Origin of the sequence: Hymenobacter sp. NBH84, from assembly GCF_014217645.1 — a bacterium.
GTDB lineage: Bacteria > Bacteroidota > Bacteroidia > Cytophagales > Hymenobacteraceae > Hymenobacter > Hymenobacter profundi.
This window is the reverse complement of the sequence record NZ_CP043644.1, coordinates 2,479,480-2,498,564: the sequence shown is the minus strand read 5'-3', so window position 1 is coordinate 2,498,564 and position 19,085 is coordinate 2,479,480. Positions and strand designations below refer to the sequence as shown.

The following is a 19,085-nucleotide window of genomic DNA, read 5'->3' as shown; positions in this document are numbered from 1 at the left end:
GGCTGTATCAGCCTTGAGGCTGGTGAACCAGTAGAATGCTCACCAGCCGCGGCGCCGAAACGGCCCCGCGGCTTGCGCAACAACCTACAATTGCACGCCAATCTTAACGCCAGCCGGGAAATAGAACCCCCGGTGCCCGTAATCGGAAGTGCCGCTCTTGAATTGAGCTATTGCGTCATCCGACTGATTGTGTCGCTGCCGCCAGCCTACGCCTGCGTACAGGTCCAGGAAAACCCGGCCGGGGGGTAGGGGCGCCTGGTAGCCCACAGTGGCCGCCGCGCCATACCGGTTGATGGTGGTCGTGTTTGGAATGCGGCCGTACTCCAGGTACTCCAAGCCGTTGGGACCTTTCACTTCGCGCCAGCCCAGGGTAGGGTAGGTCATGCGAAAATGCTGAAAGCTTGGTCCGTAGCTGACGTAAAAGCCCGTAGGGTACGCCTGGCGGGGTGCTCGCAAATACAGGCGGTGTCGCAACTCCGCGCCCACGCCTCGCACCGATTCGCCGGGGTCGGATGCGGCGTAGCCCGGCGTGTTGGGGCGCCCGGCAGGTCCGTGATATAGCTGCGCTGTGAGCGCCACGCTTTGGTGCGCGTGGCGCGGCAACCCATACTCTGCTTCCACCCAATAACCACTCAGTACTAGGTGTTGCGGTACCACCTTAATCGCTAAAAAGCGAGTAGTGGGGGTAGGAACCTGCTGAGCCACGGTGGGTAGTACCCGGCAGACCAACAAGCCCGCGCATATCCACAACCATACCGGGCGCCTGTGACAAAACAGCGCGCGCACTAGGGTAGGGGCGTAATAGGCAACAAGCTCAGCTGTTCGAGCTTCGTGCCGGTGTAGCGGTACTGGTAGAGGCCGTCGGCGCCGATAGCCAGCAGAAGGCCGGCGTGCGGAATCACGTCGGTCACCTTCACCTGAAAGTGCTCTTGCAGCGTGAGCTGCGGCGTCTGTTGGGTGGAGAAGGTTTTCAGGCCGTCGCTGTCGCACACAAAAAGCTGCCCATTGTCTACCCCCAGGCCCTGTGGCCCCGTCATGGGGTAGGTTTGGGCCAGGCGGGGCTTGTCGAGGGCAGTAAGGTCGATAACCTGGAGCTGGTTGGGGCCGCCCCCGCAGAACCGGCCGCTGCGTAGCGTTACGTAAGCGTAGTTGCCATCCACTACCACCGGGTCGCAGCTTACTACGTGCTGATAGTAGGATACTTGACGCGGGGCTTGGGGCGTGGCGGCATCAAAAATATACATGCCGCGCTGGGTGCCCAGGAACAGGTAGTGGTCGTAAGGGAATATCGTTTCAACGCCAAATGCCAACTCTATCTTGGCGCCTGCTACGGGAGATGAGGGCGTGCGCAGGTCAAACAACCGCAAGCTCTGGTTATCAACCGTGTACAGCATCTGATTGAGGATGGTGAACCGGGCCAGCGACCCGCTTTTCCCGGTCAGGTTGCCAGGTGCCGCCGAGGCAGTACCGGCGCTATTGCTGAAGAATACGCCCCTGTCCCACAAGCCAGGAAAAGGCGTGCTCCCGCCAGGTGCCGGAATATCGACGTGCTGCCAGCCCACTACCACCGTGTTTTCGGGACGAGTGGAAGCGCAGTTGTATGCCACGTACCCCATCGGCGGCAGCAACTCCCGGAAAGCGTTGCGCACGCGGCTGGTGATGCGGGGAGCTTGTATGTTGCTCACGTCCAGCGTTACTAGGTCAGGGCCGTTGTCAACGTAGAGGTAATTGTTTTGAATGGCGAGGTCTACGTTACCGGGTACACGCAGAAAGCCGATCGGTTTTGGCTTACTGGGATCTTGATTATCAATGATATGCAGGCCTTCGTACAGTTCATTAATGAAGATATACTTTCCCCACAGGTAAATTTTGCCGGTCTGGTGCATGGCCCGCGCCGGTAGCACCGTCACAGACTCTTCCAGCGCCGTGCGCGTCATGAGCTGCGGGCAGTACCCGTAAGCAGAATTGCTCCAGAAGGTATCTACGATGGGTTCAGGTTCCTCTTTGTCGGCAGAAGAACAGGCCAGCAAGCCGCTCAGCAACAAGCAGCCAAGCCAGCGAGTATAGGTACGAATCATGCTGATAATGAATGAAGAGTGAAATAATAAGCCCTGCTTTTTTTGGTAAGAGGCAATTGGTAAGGTAATGGTTGCAGGCTTTTGACTGGGGTATAGATTATTTTATATATAACAAGCTTTACCGCGCATAGAAACGGCTCGGGATAACCCCAAGCGGCAATAAACAGCAGAATACTAGTTAGCGCGATCTGTGCGCAGGCTGGCAAAGCGCTGGGCCAGGCAGGGATTACCCCTTTGTTCGGACCGCCTTTTTGCCCGCCACCGGCGCGGCCAGCTTGCCGGGGTTGTCGGCCAGAAACTTGCCCCAGCTTTTGCCGCCGGCTTTCTGGTTGTTGCCTTTCTGGTAATGGTGGCACATGGCCACGGCCAGCGCGTCGGTTGCGTCCAGGAACTTGGGCGCTTCTTCAATGGGGGGCAGCTGCAAAGTCTGGCGCAGCATGTGGGCCACCTGCTCCTTGCTGGCGGCGCCGGAGCCTGTCACCGACTGCTTCACCTTGGTAGGCGCATACTCTACGTACGGAATCTGGCGCGACAGGCAGGCGGCAATGGCCACACCCTGCGCCCTACCCAGCTTCAGCATACTTTGGGCATTCACGCCATAGAAAGGGGCTTCAATGGCCAGTTCGTCGGGCAGAAACTCGTCAATAAGCTCCACCATGCGGTCGTAGATGCGCTTGAGCTTGAGGGCGTGGTTGGCCAGCTTTTTCATCTCAATCACATCGTAGCGCAGCACCTTCACTTTGGAGCCCTGCACCTCAATCATAGCATAGCCCATGATCTGCGTGCCAGGGTCGACCCCCATGATGATCTTGGGAAGTAAATCGGTGGCGGCGAGGGGTGCGAGCATGAGCTAAGTGGGTTTCAGAGTCGGTTATCAGTTGGAAGCAGGTAGTTATCAATTTTCAGGTAGCCGCATCTCATAGAAACCAGCCCCTGACAACCAACAACTAGCAACGGACAACTAACTTGCCGGGCCAACAAGCTACTTCCTCTTTTGCCTCCCGACCCTCTACAAAATTACGCCCAAAAGCCGGATAATGTCGGCCGGCGGCGCAAATGGCTAGTGCTGGCGGGCAAATTGCTCGTGACGCTGCTCACGCTGGGGTTGCTGTACTACTCCGTATTTGCCGATGCCGCCACGGCCGCCGCCTGGCGTCAATTATTAGCAACCTCGCTTACGGGCGCTGGCCGCGGGCCGGTGCTGGCGGCTTTGGCGTTGGTACCCGTCAACTGGGGCCTGGAGGCTTGGAAATGGTGGCGCCTGGCCCGGCATCTGGAGCCTGTTTCGTTTCGGCGCAGTTACCGGGCCGTGCTGGTAGGCCTCACCCTGGGCTTCGTGACGCCCAACCGGGTAGGCGACTACGCCGGCCGCATCATCGAGCTGAAAAGCCGGCGGCTAGATGCGCTGGGAGCCGTGTTTCTGGGCCGCTACTGCCAGCTGATTGCGACGGTGGCCGCCGGCTCGGTGGGCATTGCCTATTTTCTGCTGCGGTTTTATCTGGTGGGCTACCCGGCCACGCAGGTAGGCGTGGTGGCGGCCGTGCTGCTGCTGAATGCGGCCGTGCTGCTGCCGTACTACCGCTCGCGCCTGCTGGTGGCGGCCTTGGGACTGGTGCGGCCATTGCGTCGCTTTCGGAGGTTTCTGGCCGTTATGCCCAGCTACTCTGCCCGCGCCCTCACGGTGGTGCTGGCCATTGCCGGGCTGCGCTACCTGGTGTTCTGCGTGCAATTTGGCCTGTTGCTGCTGGCCTACGGTGCCCGGCCGGGGATAGGCGAGGGGCTGGCGGCCATTGCTGGTACGTTCCTATTTAAGTCGCTGGTGCCCTCGCTCAACGCCCTGGCCGATGTGGGCGTGCGGGAGTTATCGGCCACACATTTGTTTGGGTTGCTGGGCCAGCCGGTGCTGCCGGTGCTCAGCGCCAGCCTTAGCCTGTGGGTTGTCAATATTGCGCTGCCCAGCGCGGTAGGGCTATTGTTTGTGCTGCAAGTGAAGGTGTTCCGAAAGAAAAAAGCCCACCGGGCGACGCATCCATGAAAACGAAATGGCTGGGGGTAGGGCTATTGGTAGCGCCGTTGGTGTATGCCGGTGTGATGGTGGCCCTGCGCCGGTCGTGGGGTAAGCAAGCTGTTAGCTGTCAGCTATTGGCTGATAGCTTTTTGCCTGACATAGAAGCGGACAGCCAGCAGCCAACAGCTAATAGCTGTTCTGTCCGCTTCTCCGTCCTCATCGCCGCCCGCAACGAAGCCGATACCCTCCCGCATCTGCTAGAGGACTTGCGCCAGCAAACCCTACCCGCCGCGCAGTTTGAGGTGCTTCTGGTTGATGACCACTCCACTGATGCAACGGCGGCAGTAGTGCAGGGCACCGCAACGGATTTTTCATTGCGTCTCATCCAACTAGCCCGGCAGCCCGGCACGCCCACCGGCAAAAAAACCGCCCTGCAAGCCGCGCTGGCCGTGGCCCGTGCCCCTTGGGTGGTGTGTACAGATGCCGATTGCCGCCTCGGCCCCGACTGGCTCCGCAGCTACGCCCTGCTTATCCAACAGGCACCCACCACGCGCTTTATCAGCGGCCCCGTGCTGCTCACCGGCCCCGATACCGTGCTGCACCGCCTGATGGGGCTGGAGTTTGCTGGGTTAGTAGGGGTAGGCGGCGCGTGCATCCAGGCCGGTTTCCCGACGATGTGCAACGGCGCTAACCTCGCCTACCGCCGCGACTCCTTCGCGGCCGTGCAGGGCTTTGCCGGCAACGAACACCTAGCCAGCGGCGACGATGAATTTCTGCTCCATAAGCTGCACGCGGCCTACCCCGGCAGCATTCGGTTTTTGCAGGTAGAGGCGGCCGTGGTGCGCACGGCCGCGCCGCCTACCCTGGCGGCATTGTTGCAGCAGCGGGTACGCTGGGCTAGCAAGTGGCGCCACTACCAGGCCGCCGCGCCGCAACGCCTAGCGGTATTGGTACTGCTGGCGAATGTGTCGTTGGCAGTTGGGCCGGTGCTGTGGCTGCGGCAGCCGGGCCTGGGGCCGTGGGTAGGCGCGGCGTGGGCACTCAAGCTTGGGGGTGATGTGTGGTTTCTCCGTCCCGTACTGCGCCTGCTGCATCGGCAGCGGTGGCTGCGCATGGTGCCACTGTTGCAGCTGGCCTATGCTCCCTACACGTTGGGGGTAGGGCTGTTGGGCCTGCGCGGCGGCTACCAATGGAAGGGAAGGCAGGTGAAATAAAAAGCGTTTTTTACTTGAGAATACAGCGCGCCTGACGGTACTTGAGTGGATCAGAAAATAACAACCACCACTTTATTAAACATACTATGAGTCAGGCATCAATACGCGGCGCATTAACGGTAGGGATGGGGGTAGTGGCGTGCGCTATAGGCACAGTTTTTTTATCAGCCGGAGGGCTATTGCACGAGCCGGAAGAGGTGGAAATGGTTGAGGTCGGGCAATATGAAGTGACGAATACACTTGCCGCGCAGGAGGTGGAGCTGCCTGCACTGGTTCCAGAGGAAATAGCGCGCTACACGGCCGGAGACGCGCTGTTTAAAGGCAACTGTGCCCAATGTCACGCGGTGAATGAAGTAGTAGTGGGTCCTGCGTTAGCAGGAATAGCTAAGCGCCGGCCTGAAAAATGGATTGTGCGATGGGTGCAAAATTCTTCAAAAATTATTGCTAGTGGCGATGAGTATGGAGTGAAATTGTATGAACAATATGGCAAGCAAGAGATGCCCAGCTTCCGACTTTCCGAGCAGGAAATCAAGGATATTTTACTTTATACCGAAAGTCAGAAAGCTCCCATCGTCAACGCCGGAGGTGGCATCTATGACTAAGCATACAAACGCTTCCCTAACTTTCTCCGGCCTCAACCTTATATTTGCTACCCTCCCCGACCTACACCATCCCCGTGACCGACGCCGAATTCGATATTCTCGACGAACTATATTTCGTCACCTCTTTTACTGAGTTGAGCCGCAAAACCGCCCTTGCCGCTCCTGTTGTGGAAGAAAACCTGCGCAGTTTGCTGGAAAAGGACCTCATCCGCAGCTTCTGGCCCGATGCCGATACCGAGCTGGCCTACGAGCCCACATCGTTCGGCGCCATCTGCCGCGATGCATTCTTTCTGGCCTCCAAGGAAGGGCTGCTGCAACACAACACCCGCTAACTGTGGCCGCACCTACCGCTTCCGCGCCCACTGTAGCGGCAGCCGCCCGGCCGCCCAGCTACTACGTGCGGCAGCGGTTGCTGCAAAACCGGCCCGCTATGTTTGGGCTGGCATTTATTGGGCTGTGCACGCTGCTGGCGCTGCTGGGCTACTGGGTGCTGCCCGACAACTCGCCCAACGCCAACAACGGCCTGGTGCAGTTGCAAAAGGAGTCGCCGGGCTTTCAGGTTACCATCTTGAAGCTGCCATTGCCTACAGCCGCCCGCGCCGCCGCTACCAATAACCCGCTGCGGACGTGGTGGCAGGGCAGGAGCCGCCGGTTTCAGGAAATCCCGGTGGGCGGCCGCCCTACTTTCACCCAGGATTCGGCCTTTTTCCCGGCTTACCAAAACTACAGTGCCCTGCCCGACCCACCGCGCCGCTACGGGCTGCGGCAGTTGGCCGGCAAAGACGGCTCGCCGGCCGAGCTGAAACAGTTCATCCTCGATGAGCGCGTGGAGCAGCGCACCTACTGGCTGGGCACCGACAAAGCTGGCCGCGACGAGCTAAGCCGCCTGCTGCTGGGCACGCGCATCTCCCTGGGCATTGGCCTGGTTGCCGTCCTAATTTCGCTGGCTCTGGGCATGCTCATCGGAGCCGTGGCGGGCTACGTGGGCGGCTGGGTCGATAGTGTGTTGCTGGGGCTGATGACGGTGGTGTGGAGCATCCCGGGTATTATGCTGGTGATTGCTATATCGCTGGCTCTCAATAGTAAAGGTGTGTGGGTGTCGTTTGTGGCGGTGGGCCTGACGATGTGGGTAGACGTAGCTCGTGTGGTGCGCGGCCAAATGCTGAGTCTGCGCTCTGCAACGTTTGTGGAGGCCGGACGCGTATTAGGCCTACCCCAGCGCCGGCTGATAGCCCGCCACTTGCTTCCTAATATGATTGGCCCGTTGATTGTGCTGGCGACCAGCAACTTCGCCGCAGCTATTCTGCTGGAGGCTGGACTAAGCTTTTTGGGCCTGGGCGTGCAGCCCCCAGCCCCGTCGTGGGGATTGATGGTGAACGAGGGCTTTCAGCTCCTGGGCACCGAGGCCGGCTTGTGGCTCACACTGCTGCCGGGCCTAGCCATCAGCCTACTGGTGCTGAGCTTCAACCTGCTCGGCAACGGCCTCCGCGACGCCTATGACCCTAAAACACCCGTAGCCAATGTCTAACTATATCTCTCCCGAAAAGCGTCTGTTTCTGAAAGAGCGTGAGCTGGGTGCCCTACTGGAAATCACCCAGGCCATCACGCTCGACTCGCCGGAGGCCGCGCTGTACAAAATATTTCAGTTCACCCTGCTTGGTCAGCTCAACATCCGACGCATGGTGCTCTATGTGAAGGAAGAGGGCCAGTGGCAGTGCGTGGTAAGCTTTGGCGGTGGTCTGGTCGATTTTCATCGCCTACCTCTACCTGACCATATCCTGGCGCATAGCCCTACCCAACCCGTGCCCGTGGCCGACCTGGGCCTGGGCGAAGAGTGGCACCAACTGGAACTATTGATTCCGGTGCAGCACCGGGGCGAAACCCTGGCCTACGTGCTCATCGGTAACGTGCACGACGATTACGTGCCCGAGGAGGCCACCAAGTTTCTGGAAACACTGAGCAACATCCTGATCGGGGCGGTAGAAAACCGCCGCCTGGGCCGGCAACGCGTAGCGGCGGCGGCTATGCGAAAGGAAATCGAGATTGCGCAGGAGGTGCAAACCATGCTGTTTCCGCGCAGCCTACCCAACGACGAGGACGTGGCCGTGCACGCCAGCTACGTGCCGCACACCGCCATCGGGGGCGACTACTACGACGTAGTACCAATCAACAAAGAACGGTTCCTGTTCTGTGTGGCTGATGTGTCGGGCAAGGGCGTTCCGGCCTCGCTGTTGATGTCGAACTTCCAGGCGGGCTTGCGGACGTTATTGCGCCAGCAGGCCGATCTGGCGACCATCGTGGCTGAGTTGAACAACCTGATTTACCGCAATGCCGTGTCGGAGAAGTTCATCACGGCTTTCTTTGGTATTTACAACCGCACTACGCGCGAGCTGGAGTACGTGAATGCGGGCCACAACTCGCCCATTCTGCTCTGCGACGACCACCACCACGAGTTGCTGGCCGATGGCACCACCATGCTCGGTATTTTTGAGGAACTGCCCTTCCTGAAAGTGCAGCAAACCAAAGTCCCCCCCCGCTCTCTACTACTCACCTACACTGATGGTCTCACGGAAGTGTTCGACCAAGAGGTAGAAGAGTTCGGCGAAGAAGGCGTGCTCAACTTTCTTCGTCGTTCGCGCTACGTGCCCCTGCCTACTCTACACCGCGAACTGCTTCAGGAAATCGAAACCTACAACAGCGAAGGCAGCCACTTCGCCGACGACATCACCATTCTTACCTGCCGGTTTAAGTGAAACGGTGAGTGGTGAGTGAAAACAGGACTGTCATCCTGAGCAGAGCGAAGGACCTTATGACGTGAGAACAAGTCGTTGTTACGCTTATCGTTCAACTGGCATAAGGTCCTTCGCTCTGTTCAGGATGACAGTCCTGTTTTCACTCACCACTCACCGTTTCACCATTCACTATTTCGCCACTCAGCCACGTCTGCATCCGAATTAGAATAGCGAGGGCGATGAAAAAGAACGAGCCGATTTTATCGACTTCGATCAACTCGTTAAGAAACAGGTGAAAGATGATGATGACTAGCGACAAGCTAGCGGCCAGTACGATATGCCGGTTTTCGGGGCGGGCGCTTTGATGGTAGAGCCGCTCGCAGAGAAGCAGTGCAGCGGCTAGTACCAGCGCAAACAAAACAAATCCCGGAATGCCCTGCTCAGCTAATAGCAGCAGAAAGTAGTTGTGAGTGGTAGAGCGCTCGGGGTTATCGCTCACGTAAGTGTGGAAGCTCCAGACCGTGTAGCGCTTATACTCGGGGTAGAAAGTGCTGGGGCCACTGCCGGTCAGGGGCTTATCATCAATCATGCGGGCAGCGGCTACCCAACGGTACACCCGCTCCATACCCGACATGTCCTCTAGTTTATAGGTAGCCTCCAGGTGCTTGCTGAAGTTCTTACCATTGAAAACAGTCTTCTCAAAATCGGGCGCGTAGAGCATGTAGTTGTTCTCGTGCACAAAATAGAGCACCGCCGACAGCGCGCCCACCACGGTACCCAGCAGTACTAGGCGCGTGAGGCGGTAGCGCAACACGAAGTAGTACAGGCCCGCAATCGGCACCGACAGCAGGGAGGCCCGAGTGTACGTCACCAGCAAGCCCATAAACAGCAAAGCGGCCGCCCCGCTCCAAGCCCAGCGCCCAATGCGCTGCTGGGCTGCCCGCGCTCCGTAAATCGTGTATGGGAGCAGCAGCGCCAGCACCGTGGCGTACGTCACGTGGTTAAAATAAAAAGGCTCTACTGACCAGTTGATGCTATCAAAGGTGAACCCGCGGGTGGCGTGGCGTACCAGGCTATACACCACCGTAACGCAAACCCCTGTAACGTATAGCCCGCTGATGCGCCATACCATAGCTCGATTGCGCAACAGAAGCAGCGTACCGAACAAAAACGGTCCAATGTACCAGGTTTTGGCCAGTAGAAATTTCACTGATTTCAGCGTATCCACCGAGAACAGCGTGGTGGCCCCTGCCCATATGTAGCCTAAGCCCAACAGGATTACCAGTGGGTGTAGCACCTCGCGGCGGGGTAGGGCGTCGGGCTGTAAAATGAGCGTGACAGCTACGCTGCCCAGCAACAGCAGCATGAGCGGCTCGGAGGGCATATCCATGCTGAAGCCGCCGCCTATACTAATCTCGCGCGAGAAAGCCAGAACTAACAGAAACAGGTAGTAAATCAGGCGCCACTCAATGGCTAGCACGGCCACACCCAACACCGCCACCGCCGGCAGCAGCGTCAGCGGCGAATCGGCCAGCGGGATGAGCGCACCCCCACCAATAAGCAGCAGCACAAACAGCAAAAAGATGCGCTGAAGCTCATCGGCTGGGCGTAGCCACTGCAACAATCGAATCATTATTAGTTGGTTACTAGGTGGTGGCGGTTGGCGCGGTACAGCTCCAGCAGCACAATCAACAACACCGACAGCACAAACGTTAGGAATACTGCCGATACCACAATCAACCAGCGTACGGGCTCTGCCTGCTTGGTAGCAGGTAGGGCCGGCTGCACGATATAAAGTGACGATACTTGGCTCTCCAACGATACTTTGGCAGTTTCGTAATCGCCCTGCGCTTTCACCAAGCGCCGGCTCAAGTCCTCGGTGCGGGTAGTGAACAGCTCTAGCGAGTCGATGCCCTGCACGTAGTTTTCCAGGTTGAGCACGTTGCCACCATCGGCGCGGGTAAGGCCGGTCAGGGCCCGCCGCAACCCGGCAATGGTAGCTGCCGAGGCGCCGCTGCCCTCCGCCTCACGGAGCTTCCGCTCGGTTTTCAGAATCTCCTTGGCTAAATATTTAGACTCTTGTTCCAGCCCGTAGATACCGTAGCGTCGCCGGGCGCTTAGTAACTGCTGCCGAGCCTGGGTGAAAGATTTCGTCATGGCCTCATACTGCTGCCCGTAAAGCTCTACCACTCGCCGACGATTGGTAAGGGTGAGCTGCTGGTTCACAGAGTCAATCATGGCTACCAGGGCATTCGCTACGTTGGAGGCCAGAACTTTGTCCTCATCCTTGAATGTGAGCTCAATAGCATCGCGCTCATTGTGCACAATAGACATATTGTTAGTAAACTCGCGCAGCACCGCGTTGTCGGCTTTGTCGTTGCCGGGCGTGCCCGCGTTATAGTGCTCATAGAGATGAAAGCGCCGGATAATAGCCTCCGCAACGGGCTGCGACTGGCCGATGGTGATAACGCGGTCCAAATCTTCGCCGCGGCCTCCCGGCGCTAGGCGGCTACCCTCCACCATAATGCGGTCGGGGTCCGTGGTTTCGGGGTTGGTAGGGTAGAAGATGGCCGTGGACTTATAGATATTAGGCAACAGCAAAGCCACTATCAGGCTGACTACCAGCGCCGAGCCCACAGCTACGCCTACCAGCCGCTTCCAACGGTTTATAATGGGCCATATATCAAACAGTGAATACGATCGAACAGCCATACCTGCGGTAGAAAGGGGGAAAAGGTCAACGATAAACAGAAAAGCAACGGTAGAAACCGGGTAAAGATACAGGGAAAGTTGATGGTGCATACCACTAGCCACTGCGCCGCTGGAGATTGTTTTAGTAGCTTAGTGGCCACTTTTTGCGGTTTATACCTTCTTTCTCATCAAACGCTTCCTCGGAAATATCAGCTTTGTAGTGCTGCTCAACCTGCTGGTGAAGCCAGGGTGGGTGGTAGTCGAAAACATGGTGCAGAACCGGGTAGGGCACGCCAACTACGGCTTGTTTGCCGCCTTGCTCAACCTGGCGCTCATCACGGCCGTGGTTGCCGATCTAGGCCTGGCCCAGCACACCACCAAGCGCATCGCCATCACGCCCGACTACCTAACGGAATACTTTCCTACGGTGCTACCGCTCAAAGCGGTGCTATCAGGGCTATTTCTGGTAGCCACGGTGGCAACAGGGGCGCTCCTGGGCTATCAGGGCCACACGCTTACCCTGCTGGCGCTTATCGCGAGCGTGGTGCTGCTCACGCAATTCACAGGCTTCCTGCGGGGGGCACTGCAAGGTTACCAGCGTTTCAATACCGACGCCGTGCTGTCGGTGCTGGACAAAGGCTTGGCCATGCTGCTGGTGCTGGGCGCGCTGGGGGTAGGCACAGCCCTGACGCTAAGCGGCTACGTGTTGATTCGGCTGGCAGCGGCGTTGTTCACCTTTGTGGTGCTGTACGCGCTGCTAGCGCGGCTCTACGGCCGCGTGCGTTACCGTCCGCGCCTAGCCCACGCGCGGCTGGTGCTGCGCGAAAGCCTGCCCCTGGCGTTCATTGCGCTGCTCTACGGCCTCAACGAACGCGTAGACGGGCTGATGCTGGAACGCCTAGTATCAGCTAAAGAAGCGGGCTACTACGCCGGCGCCTACCGTTGGGTGGATGCCGTGATGATGTACCTGTGGACGATCCTACCCTTGTTCTTCGCCAAATTTGCTCACGCCATTGCTCGCCGCGACGAGCAGCGCACCTTGCTCTGGTTCGGGCAGCGCATCGTGACGGTGCCGCTGCTGCTGATCTGTGCGTTCGTGTTGTTTCGAGGCGAGGTATTGTTCTGGCAGTTCACGCGCAGCACGCCCGCCGAGTTGCTGCGTATGACGTGGTGCGTGAAGCTGCTGTTTCTGAACGTGCTGGTACACGCGTTTTTTGCTATTTATAGCACCCTGCTTACTAGCACCGGGCATGAGCGTCCCGTAAGCTGGCTAGTAGCGGGTAGCATTGTGCTCAACATTGGCCTGAACCTGCTGCTGCTTCCGCGATACGGCGCCCTGGCCGCCGCCGCCGATACCTTGCTGTGTGCGGTTTTCATATCGGGAGGCTATGTGTGGCTGGTGGCACGCCGGGCCAGGTTAGCCGTGCCGTGGGCTACACTGGCGCGGCTGCTGCTGGCCTTTGGGCTGCTGTGCGCTGTGTGGTGGGGCCTGCGCTGGTGGCTGCATACGTGGTGGCTGGAGGCAGGGCTGGCGGGCGTCATGTACGTCGGAATTCTGTTTCTAACCGGCAATGTGCGCGTAGCGGAGCTACGGCAGTTGTTGCAACGTAAATAAAAGAAGTTACGGGTCATGAGTTGCCAGTCGTCTGGTAGCCGTATAAGTACTCACAACCCGCGCTCCGCAACTCACAACTCAAATACAGTCTTGAACATTGCCGTTAACGTCCGTTTTCTGCTGCCCGGTGACAAGCTGGAGGGCATTGGCCGCTTCACCTACGAAGTGCTAAAGCGGATCGTAGTGGCGCACCCCGAGCATACGTTCCACTTCCTCTTCGACCGGCCCTACGACGAGCGGTACCTATTTGCCGATAATGTGGTGCCGCATGTGCTATTGCCACCGGCCCGGCACCCGTTTTTGTTTGTGGCTTGGTTTGAAGGCGCCGTGGCGCTGTGGCTGAAAATGAACCGCCCCACTGCGCTGCTCAGTACCGACGGCTTCACTACCCTAACTACCCATGTGCCGCGCCTTACCGTGATACACGATCTGGCATTTGAGCACTATCCCGAGAATATGTCGGGGCTGGAATGGCGCTATTACCAATACTTTGTGCCGCGCTTTGCGCGTGCTTCGGAGCGGCTGGTAGCCGTGTCGGAGGCTACGCGCCAGGATATTGTGCAGACATACGGCATTGCGCCCACCAAAATCAGTGTGGTCTATAATGCTGCCGATGCCTGCTTTCGACCCCAGCCCCAGGCTACGCAGCAGGATACCCGCGACCGATTTAGCGCGGGCAAGCCGTATTTTCTGTTTGTGGGCGCGTTGCAGCCGCGCAAAAACCTAGTGAATCTGCTGCGCGCCTTCGACCAGTTTAAAACTGCTACTGGTTCTCCTATGAAGCTGCTCATTGTGGGGCGCACCGCTTGGAAAGCCGGGCCTATCTTTGAGGTGTACCAACAACTGCAACACCGCCACGATGTGCACCTCACCGGCCGCGTGACCGATGTCGAGCTGGTGCAGCTATATGCCGCCGCGCTGGCTACCACCTATGTGCCGTATTTTGAAGGCTTTGGTATCCCTATTGTGGAGGCGCAGGCCTGTGGTTGCCCGGTTATAACCTCCAACATCAGCTCCCTACCCGAGGTGGCCGGCACCGCCGCCCGCCTTGCCGACCCGTTTTCTGTGGATAGCCTAGCCACGGCGCTAATCGAGGTGGCAGGCAACGCCAACCTACGCGCTACGCTGGTGGCGCAGGGGCTGCAAAACGCCCGTCGCTTCTCCTGGGATGCTAGCGCCGCCGCGCTGTGGACCGCGCTCAGCGAAATGCTGAACGAATAAGGAGAGGTGAATAAGTTGATTGGCGCAGGAACACAAGCTGTTATAGCTCGTCGATGCTGGCGCTGTTTGTTTCATCTTTGCTCAGTCAACGAGGAGACCCAACTATCATGTCTTGAGCGCATACACCGACAACGTACTACCTTTAGAATAACGACTACAGCCTATGCGTATATTCCGAATGCCTGCGTTGGTTCGTCGTCTGGTGCCGCAGGGACAGTGGCAAATGCCAGTAGCTGCCGGAGAAAAGACGCTCTACCTCACTTTCGACGACGGCCCTATCCCCGATGAAACGCCCTTTGTGCTGGAGCAATTGGCCGGGGTAGGAGCGCAGGGTACCTTCTTCTGCGTAGGCGACAACGTAGCGCGCTACCCCGACGTGGCCCGGCAGGTGCTGGCTGGCGGCCATCGGCTCGGCAACCACACTTACCACCACCTCAACGGCTGGAAAACGACTCCGGCGGAGTACCTCGCCAACGTAGCACGCTGCCAGCAAACGCTCGATAGTCTGGCCCCCCCTGTTATTGCGGAGGGGCGGCCGCTACTGCGGCCGCCCTACGGGCGCATCACCCGGCCATTGGCCCACACCCTGGCTGCCACGCATCAACTCATCATGTGGGATGTCTTAACCTACGATTTCGATGCCACTTATGCCCCCGAGCAGTGCCTACGCACTGCCTTACGCTACTCTCGGCCGGGTGCCATCGTCGTATTTCACGACAGCCTGAAAGCCAGCCGCAATCTGCGCTATGTGCTGCCGCGCTACCTGCAACATTTCGCCGAGCGAGGGTATCAGTTTAAAGCGTTGTAGATGAGGGTAGGGGTATGCGCTGGGTAAACATTCGTACCACACCCAATCAGTAAAAATCAGCTTATAGAGCAACTGCGTAGCAACCGACGGCGATACCAACCCAACTACCATCCTGCTACTGCTCCGCAACTTGGACTACGATATGATCTGGCTGATTTCCTATTTTGTCTTCTGGTTTTTGCTGATGGGGGTGTCTATGGGGGCGTTGGCGTGGCGGCGCGGAAGCCAGCCCCAGCCGTTGCCCAATGCGTTGCCTCGCGTAAGCATCCTGATTGCCGCCCGCAACGAGGAAGCATCGCTGGGTCGCTGCCTGCAGGCCATCCGGCAACTCCACTACCCCGCGCACCTAGTAGAAGTGCTGGTAGGTGATGACGGCAGCACCGACCGCACCCATGCTGTGGCCGAGGCTGCTATGCAAGGCTACACGGGCAGCTTCCAGTGCCTTCCTATTGTTGATACGCTGGGCACAGCCCGCGGCAAGGCCAACGTACTGGCCCACCTTACCCGCGCCGCTACCTCTGATTACTTCTTCATCACCGACGCCGACATTGCCGTGCCGCCTACCTGGCTCACAGGCCTGCTGGCCCATACCGCGCCGGGGGTAGGCACCGTCACGGGCCTCACGCTGGTGCAAGGGCCGCGCCTGTTCGACCAGTTACAGGGCTTGGACTGGCTGATGTCTCTGGGGCTGGTGCAGGTAGTGTCCGACTGGGGCGTGCCCGTGACGGCCATGGGCAACAACATGCTGGTGACCCGCGCCGCCTACCAGGCCACTGGCGGCTACGAAGCGCTACCCTTTTCCGTCACCGAAGACTATGCGCTGTTCAAGGCCACATTGCAGCATGACTTCGGGTACCGCATTCTGTTTCGGCCGGAGGTACTGGCCGAGTCGTTGCCGCAGCCCACGCTGCCGGCCTTGCTGCACCAGCGGCGGCGGTGGATGCGCGGAGTAGAGCAATTGCCGTGGTGGCTGCAAGCTAATCTATTGCTGTACAGCGGCTTTTATCCGGCGCTGGCAGTGCTGTTTTGGCTGGCTGGGCCGGCCGCCGGATGTAGCGTATGGGTAGGCAAACTACTACTACAGGGAGTGTTAGCGCAGGTGTGTTACCGGCGGGCGAGGCGCCCAGCGCCGCTCCTGCTGCTGCCAGCGTTCGAGCTATACACGCTGCTGGTGGCCGGCTGCCTGCTGGTCTTCCGGCTATTGCCCGTGCCGTTTGTGTGGAAGGGTAGGAAATATTGAGTGCTGAGTAGATAAGTGTTGAGCCTTGATTGGCGTCCAAAATACTCCTTGGCTGCGTTACGGCCAGGGCTACGCGCGCTGGGTTCCCTGTTGCTAAAGGCTGCACCTACCCCAAACTAGTCTCCTCTGGGCAGAACTGCCACTGCCATAATTAGCTCTAACCAGGATATTGGCGAGAACAGCAGCGAGTCGCTGTTCGAAATTCAGTTTGGTACCTCCAACTTCGGCTACGGCCCCATTTCGGTGGGCACCACCAGCAATATTTTCCAGAACAACCGCAACACGTTTGGCTATGGGTTCAACAACCCTACCCAAGATCTGGTCAATGAGTTTGAGGACAACGACCCACGTCTTGAAGTAACCGTTATCAAGGACGGCGACATTGTGCTGGGTATCCTCAACAAGGTCGACCTCACGCAGAATGCCACTGGCTACTTCAACCGCAAGGCCGCCATCATTGCCCCCGCTGCCCCAGAGTCGGGACCCCAGAACATCCGCAAGCTGCGCTACTCCGACATCTTGCTGATGAAGGCGGAGGCTGCTGCCCAACTCAACAAACCCGCCGAGGCCGTGGCCCTGGTCAACCAGGTGCGGCAGCGCGCCCGCATGTCGACACGCCCGCCCGGCACCACCTTGGGTACCCTCACCTACGCTCCTGCCAACACGCCGCCCGGCACCCTACCCGACCTATCGCCGGGCTTGTCGGGCCAGGCGCTGCTAACGGCTATTTGGCATGAGCGCCGGGTGGAATTTGGCGAGGAATCGCTACGCTTCTGGGACCTGGTGCGCACGGGCCGCTACCTAGGCGTGTTGCCCGCCGACGTGCGGGCGCGGGCCGCGTCGCACGTCACCACGGAGGCGTCGGTAAACCCCACGCCCCTGTTGCCCATTCCCCTAACGGAAGTGCAGAGCTGGAATGTACCCCAAAACCCTGGGTACTAAACCGCCAGCCTACGCAAAACGAAGCCGGCCCGCAGATAGCGGGCCGGCTTTTTTTAGTCGGTCCTAGCCTACGGCCAGCGCGGGATATGGTGCCGGTGCAATACGCGGCTGGCTACTACTACAATACTGCGGACTAGTGCCGGCAAATACCACGGCGCCTGCTAGTAAAAGCATCCGGATGGTGCTACGCGAAGATAATGTTTGATTGTATCCGGAAAACAGTTAAAAATCAATCGGATACAAATATCTTGTTACCAGGTAATTATATCATCGCTATGCTAGCTATTTCTCCTTTCCTGATTCCGCCAGACGATGCTGCCCGCATTGCCACGCTCCGGCATTATGATATTCTTCATTCTCTGGATGAGAAGGTATTTGACGGATTGGTGGCGCTAACGGCACGTGTGTTCAGCCTCCCTATTTCCCTAATTGCCCTTGTTGATGAAACAGAGGTGCAGTACATCGCCAATTACGGTATGCCGGGCAACGATGTGCAGTCGCGGCAGGAAGCGCTGTGCTCTACAGTTATTTTACACGATAAGGCAGTAGTATACAAAGATTTATCGACTGAGAAAGAGCCGTTCATCACAGAGCAGGCGGCTCAGGCAGCCTATCATAGCCAGGTAGCCTTCTACGCGGCCGCTCCATTGCGAATGCCCGATCAGCGCAACATCGGCACGCTGTGCATCATCGACTCTCAGCCCCGTATGCTCAGCGAGGACGAGCAGCGTATGCTGGAACAACTAGCCGCCGTGGTGAGCCACACGATTGTAGTACGCCACCAATGCCGAACTCACGGCGCTGCGGGTGAGTTGCAGTGGCAGACCATCCAGACACACTTAACAGCAGAAATACAGGGCCTTACAGCACTGGTGCGCTACATGCTGACGCGCTACGGCGTGCAAGTGCCTCTCTCAAACGATATTCTGGCCCAGATAGGGCGGCGGCTGCCCGATTTGCACGAGGTACTGAAGCCTGTGAGTGAGTGAGTGAGTGAGTGAGTGAGGGTAGGAGGATAAGAGGGTAGGCAGGATGCTCTACCTTTGCACTTCGTTGCTTCCCATCTCACGCTTTATTTCCTTCCATCGTGCACCTCACCGATTCTCACGCCCATGTCTACTCCGAGCAGTTCAAGCCCGACCGCGACGAGATGCTGCACCGGGCCTTCGAGGCCGGCGTAACTACTATCGTCATGCCCGCTATCGACCATACTACCCTCGATAGTATGCTTGAAACGGAAGCCCGGTTTCCGCAGCAGTGCTTTGCCATGATGGGGCTGCACCCTACCTCTGTAGATCAGCACTTCGAGCGTGAGCTGTACGCCGTGGAGGAGTGGCTGAACAAACGGCCGTTTGCGGCGGTAGGAGAGTGCGGCCTCGATCTGCACTGGGATAAAACCTACTTTGCCCAGCAACAGGAAGCCCTGCGCGTGCAGATCGACCTGGCTAAAAAGCACAACCTGCCCTTGGTGCTGCACACCCGCGACGCCTTTCAGGAAACTGCCGACCTCATCGAAGCTGCCCAGGATGGTACGCTACGCGGTGTGTTTCACTGCTTTTCGGGAAGCCCTGCCGAGGCCGACCGCGCCATTGCGCTGGGTTTCAAGCTGGGCATAGGCGGCGTAGCTACCTTCAAAAACGGGGGCGCCGACAAGGTGCTGCCCGGCCTGGATCTGGAGCACCTCTTGTTGGAAACTGACTGCCCCTACCTGGCACCAGTGCCGCACCGCGGCAAGCGCAACGAGCCAGCCTACCTACCGCTTATTGCGCGTCGGGTGGCCGAGTTGCTGGGCAAAGAGGTGGTAGAAGTAGCCGAGGCTACTACCCGAAATGCCCAGACACTGTTCAGCTTGTAGCGTCGAGCACTGTGTAAGGGGTATGTTGTTGCAGTTAGGGTAGACCAAAAGAATAGCAGACTAGGGAAAGTGCCGATTG

At 58.6% G+C, this 19,085-nt stretch carries 18 protein-coding genes; 13 read left to right on the top strand and 5 right to left on the bottom strand.

Annotated features, from left to right (window positions below):
• Positions 1-84: 84 nt before the first annotated feature.
• From F1C16_RS10455 to ruvC, 3 genes are all read right to left on the bottom strand, one after another.
• Positions 85-705: a hypothetical protein gene (locus F1C16_RS10455; protein WP_185280602.1), complete on the bottom strand. Its 621-nt coding sequence runs from the start codon at positions 703-705 to the stop codon at positions 85-87.
• 80 nt (positions 706-785) lie between these two features.
• Entirely contained in the window at positions 786-2,078 is a 1,293-nt protein-coding gene (locus tag F1C16_RS10450; protein WP_185280601.1) for an LVIVD repeat-containing protein, read from the bottom strand.
• Positions 2,079-2,304: 226 nt separating this feature from the next.
• On the bottom strand, positions 2,305-2,925 hold the full coding sequence (gene ruvC / locus F1C16_RS10445) for a crossover junction endodeoxyribonuclease RuvC (RefSeq protein WP_185280600.1): 621 nt from the start codon (positions 2,923-2,925) through the stop codon (positions 2,305-2,307).
• 147 nt (positions 2,926-3,072) lie between these two features.
• Between ruvC and F1C16_RS10440 the strand changes: the two genes are divergently transcribed.
• The 6 genes from F1C16_RS10440 (at position 3,073) to F1C16_RS10415 (ending at position 8,655) form a co-directional block, all read left to right on the top strand.
• Positions 3,073-4,113: a lysylphosphatidylglycerol synthase transmembrane domain-containing protein gene (locus tag F1C16_RS10440; RefSeq protein ID WP_185280599.1), complete on the top strand. Its 1,041-nt coding sequence runs from the start codon at positions 3,073-3,075 to the stop codon at positions 4,111-4,113.
• Positions 4,110-5,300, top strand: coding sequence for a glycosyltransferase (locus F1C16_RS10435; protein WP_185280598.1), 1,191 nt, complete (start codon positions 4,110-4,112; stop codon positions 5,298-5,300). The genes F1C16_RS10440 and F1C16_RS10435 overlap by 4 nt, the downstream gene beginning before the upstream one ends.
• 86 nt (positions 5,301-5,386) lie before the next feature.
• Positions 5,387-5,902: a cytochrome c gene (locus F1C16_RS10430; protein WP_185280597.1), complete on the top strand. Its 516-nt coding sequence runs from the start codon at positions 5,387-5,389 to the stop codon at positions 5,900-5,902.
• Positions 5,903-5,946: 44 nt separating this feature from the next.
• Positions 5,947-6,234 carry a hypothetical protein gene (locus tag F1C16_RS10425; protein WP_185280596.1) on the top strand — a complete coding sequence of 96 codons (288 nt, stop codon included), beginning with the start codon at positions 5,947-5,949 and terminating at the stop codon, positions 6,232-6,234.
• 2 nt (positions 6,235-6,236) lie between these two features.
• The gene (locus tag F1C16_RS10420; protein ID WP_258048870.1) at positions 6,237-7,430 is read left to right on the top strand and encodes an ABC transporter permease; all 1,194 of its coding nucleotides are present in this window, start codon (positions 6,237-6,239) and stop codon (positions 7,428-7,430) included.
• Complete coding sequence (locus tag F1C16_RS10415; protein ID WP_185280595.1) at positions 7,423-8,655, top strand: PP2C family protein-serine/threonine phosphatase; 1,233 nt, start codon at positions 7,423-7,425, stop codon at positions 8,653-8,655. The genes F1C16_RS10420 and F1C16_RS10415 overlap by 8 nt, the downstream gene beginning before the upstream one ends.
• 139 nt (positions 8,656-8,794) lie before the next feature.
• Here F1C16_RS10415 and F1C16_RS10410 read toward each other — a convergent pair whose 3' ends face one another.
• Positions 8,795-10,267: an O-antigen ligase gene (locus F1C16_RS10410; RefSeq protein ID WP_185280594.1), complete on the bottom strand. Its 1,473-nt coding sequence runs from the start codon at positions 10,265-10,267 to the stop codon at positions 8,795-8,797.
• A 2-nt stretch (positions 10,268-10,269) separates the two neighbouring features.
• The gene (locus tag F1C16_RS10405) at positions 10,270-11,346 is read right to left on the bottom strand and encodes a hypothetical protein (protein ID WP_185280593.1); all 1,077 of its coding nucleotides are present in this window, start codon (positions 11,344-11,346) and stop codon (positions 10,270-10,272) included.
• Positions 11,347-11,512: 166 nt separating this feature from the next.
• On the opposite strand from F1C16_RS10405, the gene F1C16_RS10400 reads away from it, so the two are divergent.
• The 7 genes from F1C16_RS10400 (at position 11,513) to F1C16_RS10370 (ending at position 19,006) form a co-directional block, all read left to right on the top strand.
• The gene (locus F1C16_RS10400; RefSeq protein ID WP_308461659.1) at positions 11,513-12,940 is read left to right on the top strand and encodes an oligosaccharide flippase family protein; all 1,428 of its coding nucleotides are present in this window, start codon (positions 11,513-11,515) and stop codon (positions 12,938-12,940) included.
• 90 nt (positions 12,941-13,030) lie between these two features.
• Entirely contained in the window at positions 13,031-14,161 is a 1,131-nt protein-coding gene (locus F1C16_RS10395) for a glycosyltransferase family 1 protein (protein ID WP_185280591.1), read from the top strand.
• A 163-nt stretch (positions 14,162-14,324) separates the two neighbouring features.
• Positions 14,325-14,969, top strand: a complete 645-nt coding sequence (locus tag F1C16_RS10390) for a polysaccharide deacetylase family protein (RefSeq protein ID WP_258048869.1) — start codon at positions 14,325-14,327, stop codon at positions 14,967-14,969.
• A gap of 142 nt (positions 14,970-15,111) precedes the next feature.
• Entirely contained in the window at positions 15,112-16,209 is a 1,098-nt protein-coding gene (locus tag F1C16_RS10385; RefSeq protein WP_185280590.1) for a glycosyltransferase, read from the top strand.
• A gap of 126 nt (positions 16,210-16,335) precedes the next feature.
• The gene (locus tag F1C16_RS10380; RefSeq protein WP_185284295.1) at positions 16,336-17,151 is read left to right on the top strand and encodes a RagB/SusD family nutrient uptake outer membrane protein; all 816 of its coding nucleotides are present in this window, start codon (positions 16,336-16,338) and stop codon (positions 17,149-17,151) included.
• A 275-nt stretch (positions 17,152-17,426) separates the two neighbouring features.
• Complete coding sequence (locus F1C16_RS10375; protein WP_185280589.1) at positions 17,427-18,140, top strand: GAF domain-containing protein; 714 nt, start codon at positions 17,427-17,429, stop codon at positions 18,138-18,140.
• Between the two features lie 98 nt (positions 18,141-18,238).
• Complete coding sequence (locus F1C16_RS10370; RefSeq protein WP_185280588.1) at positions 18,239-19,006, top strand: TatD family hydrolase; 768 nt, start codon at positions 18,239-18,241, stop codon at positions 19,004-19,006.
• Positions 19,007-19,085: the final 79 nt, after the last annotated feature.

Excerpts from the sequence above, each read along its gene's own strand:
- F1C16_RS10450 (WP_185280601.1), bottom strand. The coding sequence starts at position 2,078 with ATGATTCGTACCTATACTCGCTGGCTTGGCTGCTTGTTGCTGAGCGGC.
- ruvC (WP_185280600.1), bottom strand. The coding sequence starts at position 2,925 with ATGCTCGCACCCCTCGCCGCCACCGATTTACTTCCCAAGATCATCATG.
- F1C16_RS10435 (WP_185280598.1), top strand. The coding sequence starts at position 4,110 with ATGAAAACGAAATGGCTGGGGGTAGGGCTATTGGTAGCGCCGTTGGTG.
- F1C16_RS10430 (WP_185280597.1), top strand. The coding sequence starts at position 5,387 with ATGAGTCAGGCATCAATACGCGGCGCATTAACGGTAGGGATGGGGGTA.
- F1C16_RS10415 (WP_185280595.1), top strand. The coding sequence starts at position 7,423 with ATGTCTAACTATATCTCTCCCGAAAAGCGTCTGTTTCTGAAAGAGCGT.
- F1C16_RS10410 (WP_185280594.1), bottom strand. The coding sequence starts at position 10,267 with ATGATTCGATTGTTGCAGTGGCTACGCCCAGCCGATGAGCTTCAGCGC.
- F1C16_RS10405 (WP_185280593.1), bottom strand. The coding sequence starts at position 11,346 with ATGGCTGTTCGATCGTATTCACTGTTTGATATATGGCCCATTATAAAC.
- F1C16_RS10390 (WP_258048869.1), top strand. The coding sequence starts at position 14,325 with ATGCGTATATTCCGAATGCCTGCGTTGGTTCGTCGTCTGGTGCCGCAG.
- F1C16_RS10385 (WP_185280590.1), top strand. The coding sequence starts at position 15,112 with ATGATCTGGCTGATTTCCTATTTTGTCTTCTGGTTTTTGCTGATGGGG.
- F1C16_RS10375 (WP_185280589.1), top strand. The coding sequence starts at position 17,427 with ATGCTAGCTATTTCTCCTTTCCTGATTCCGCCAGACGATGCTGCCCGC.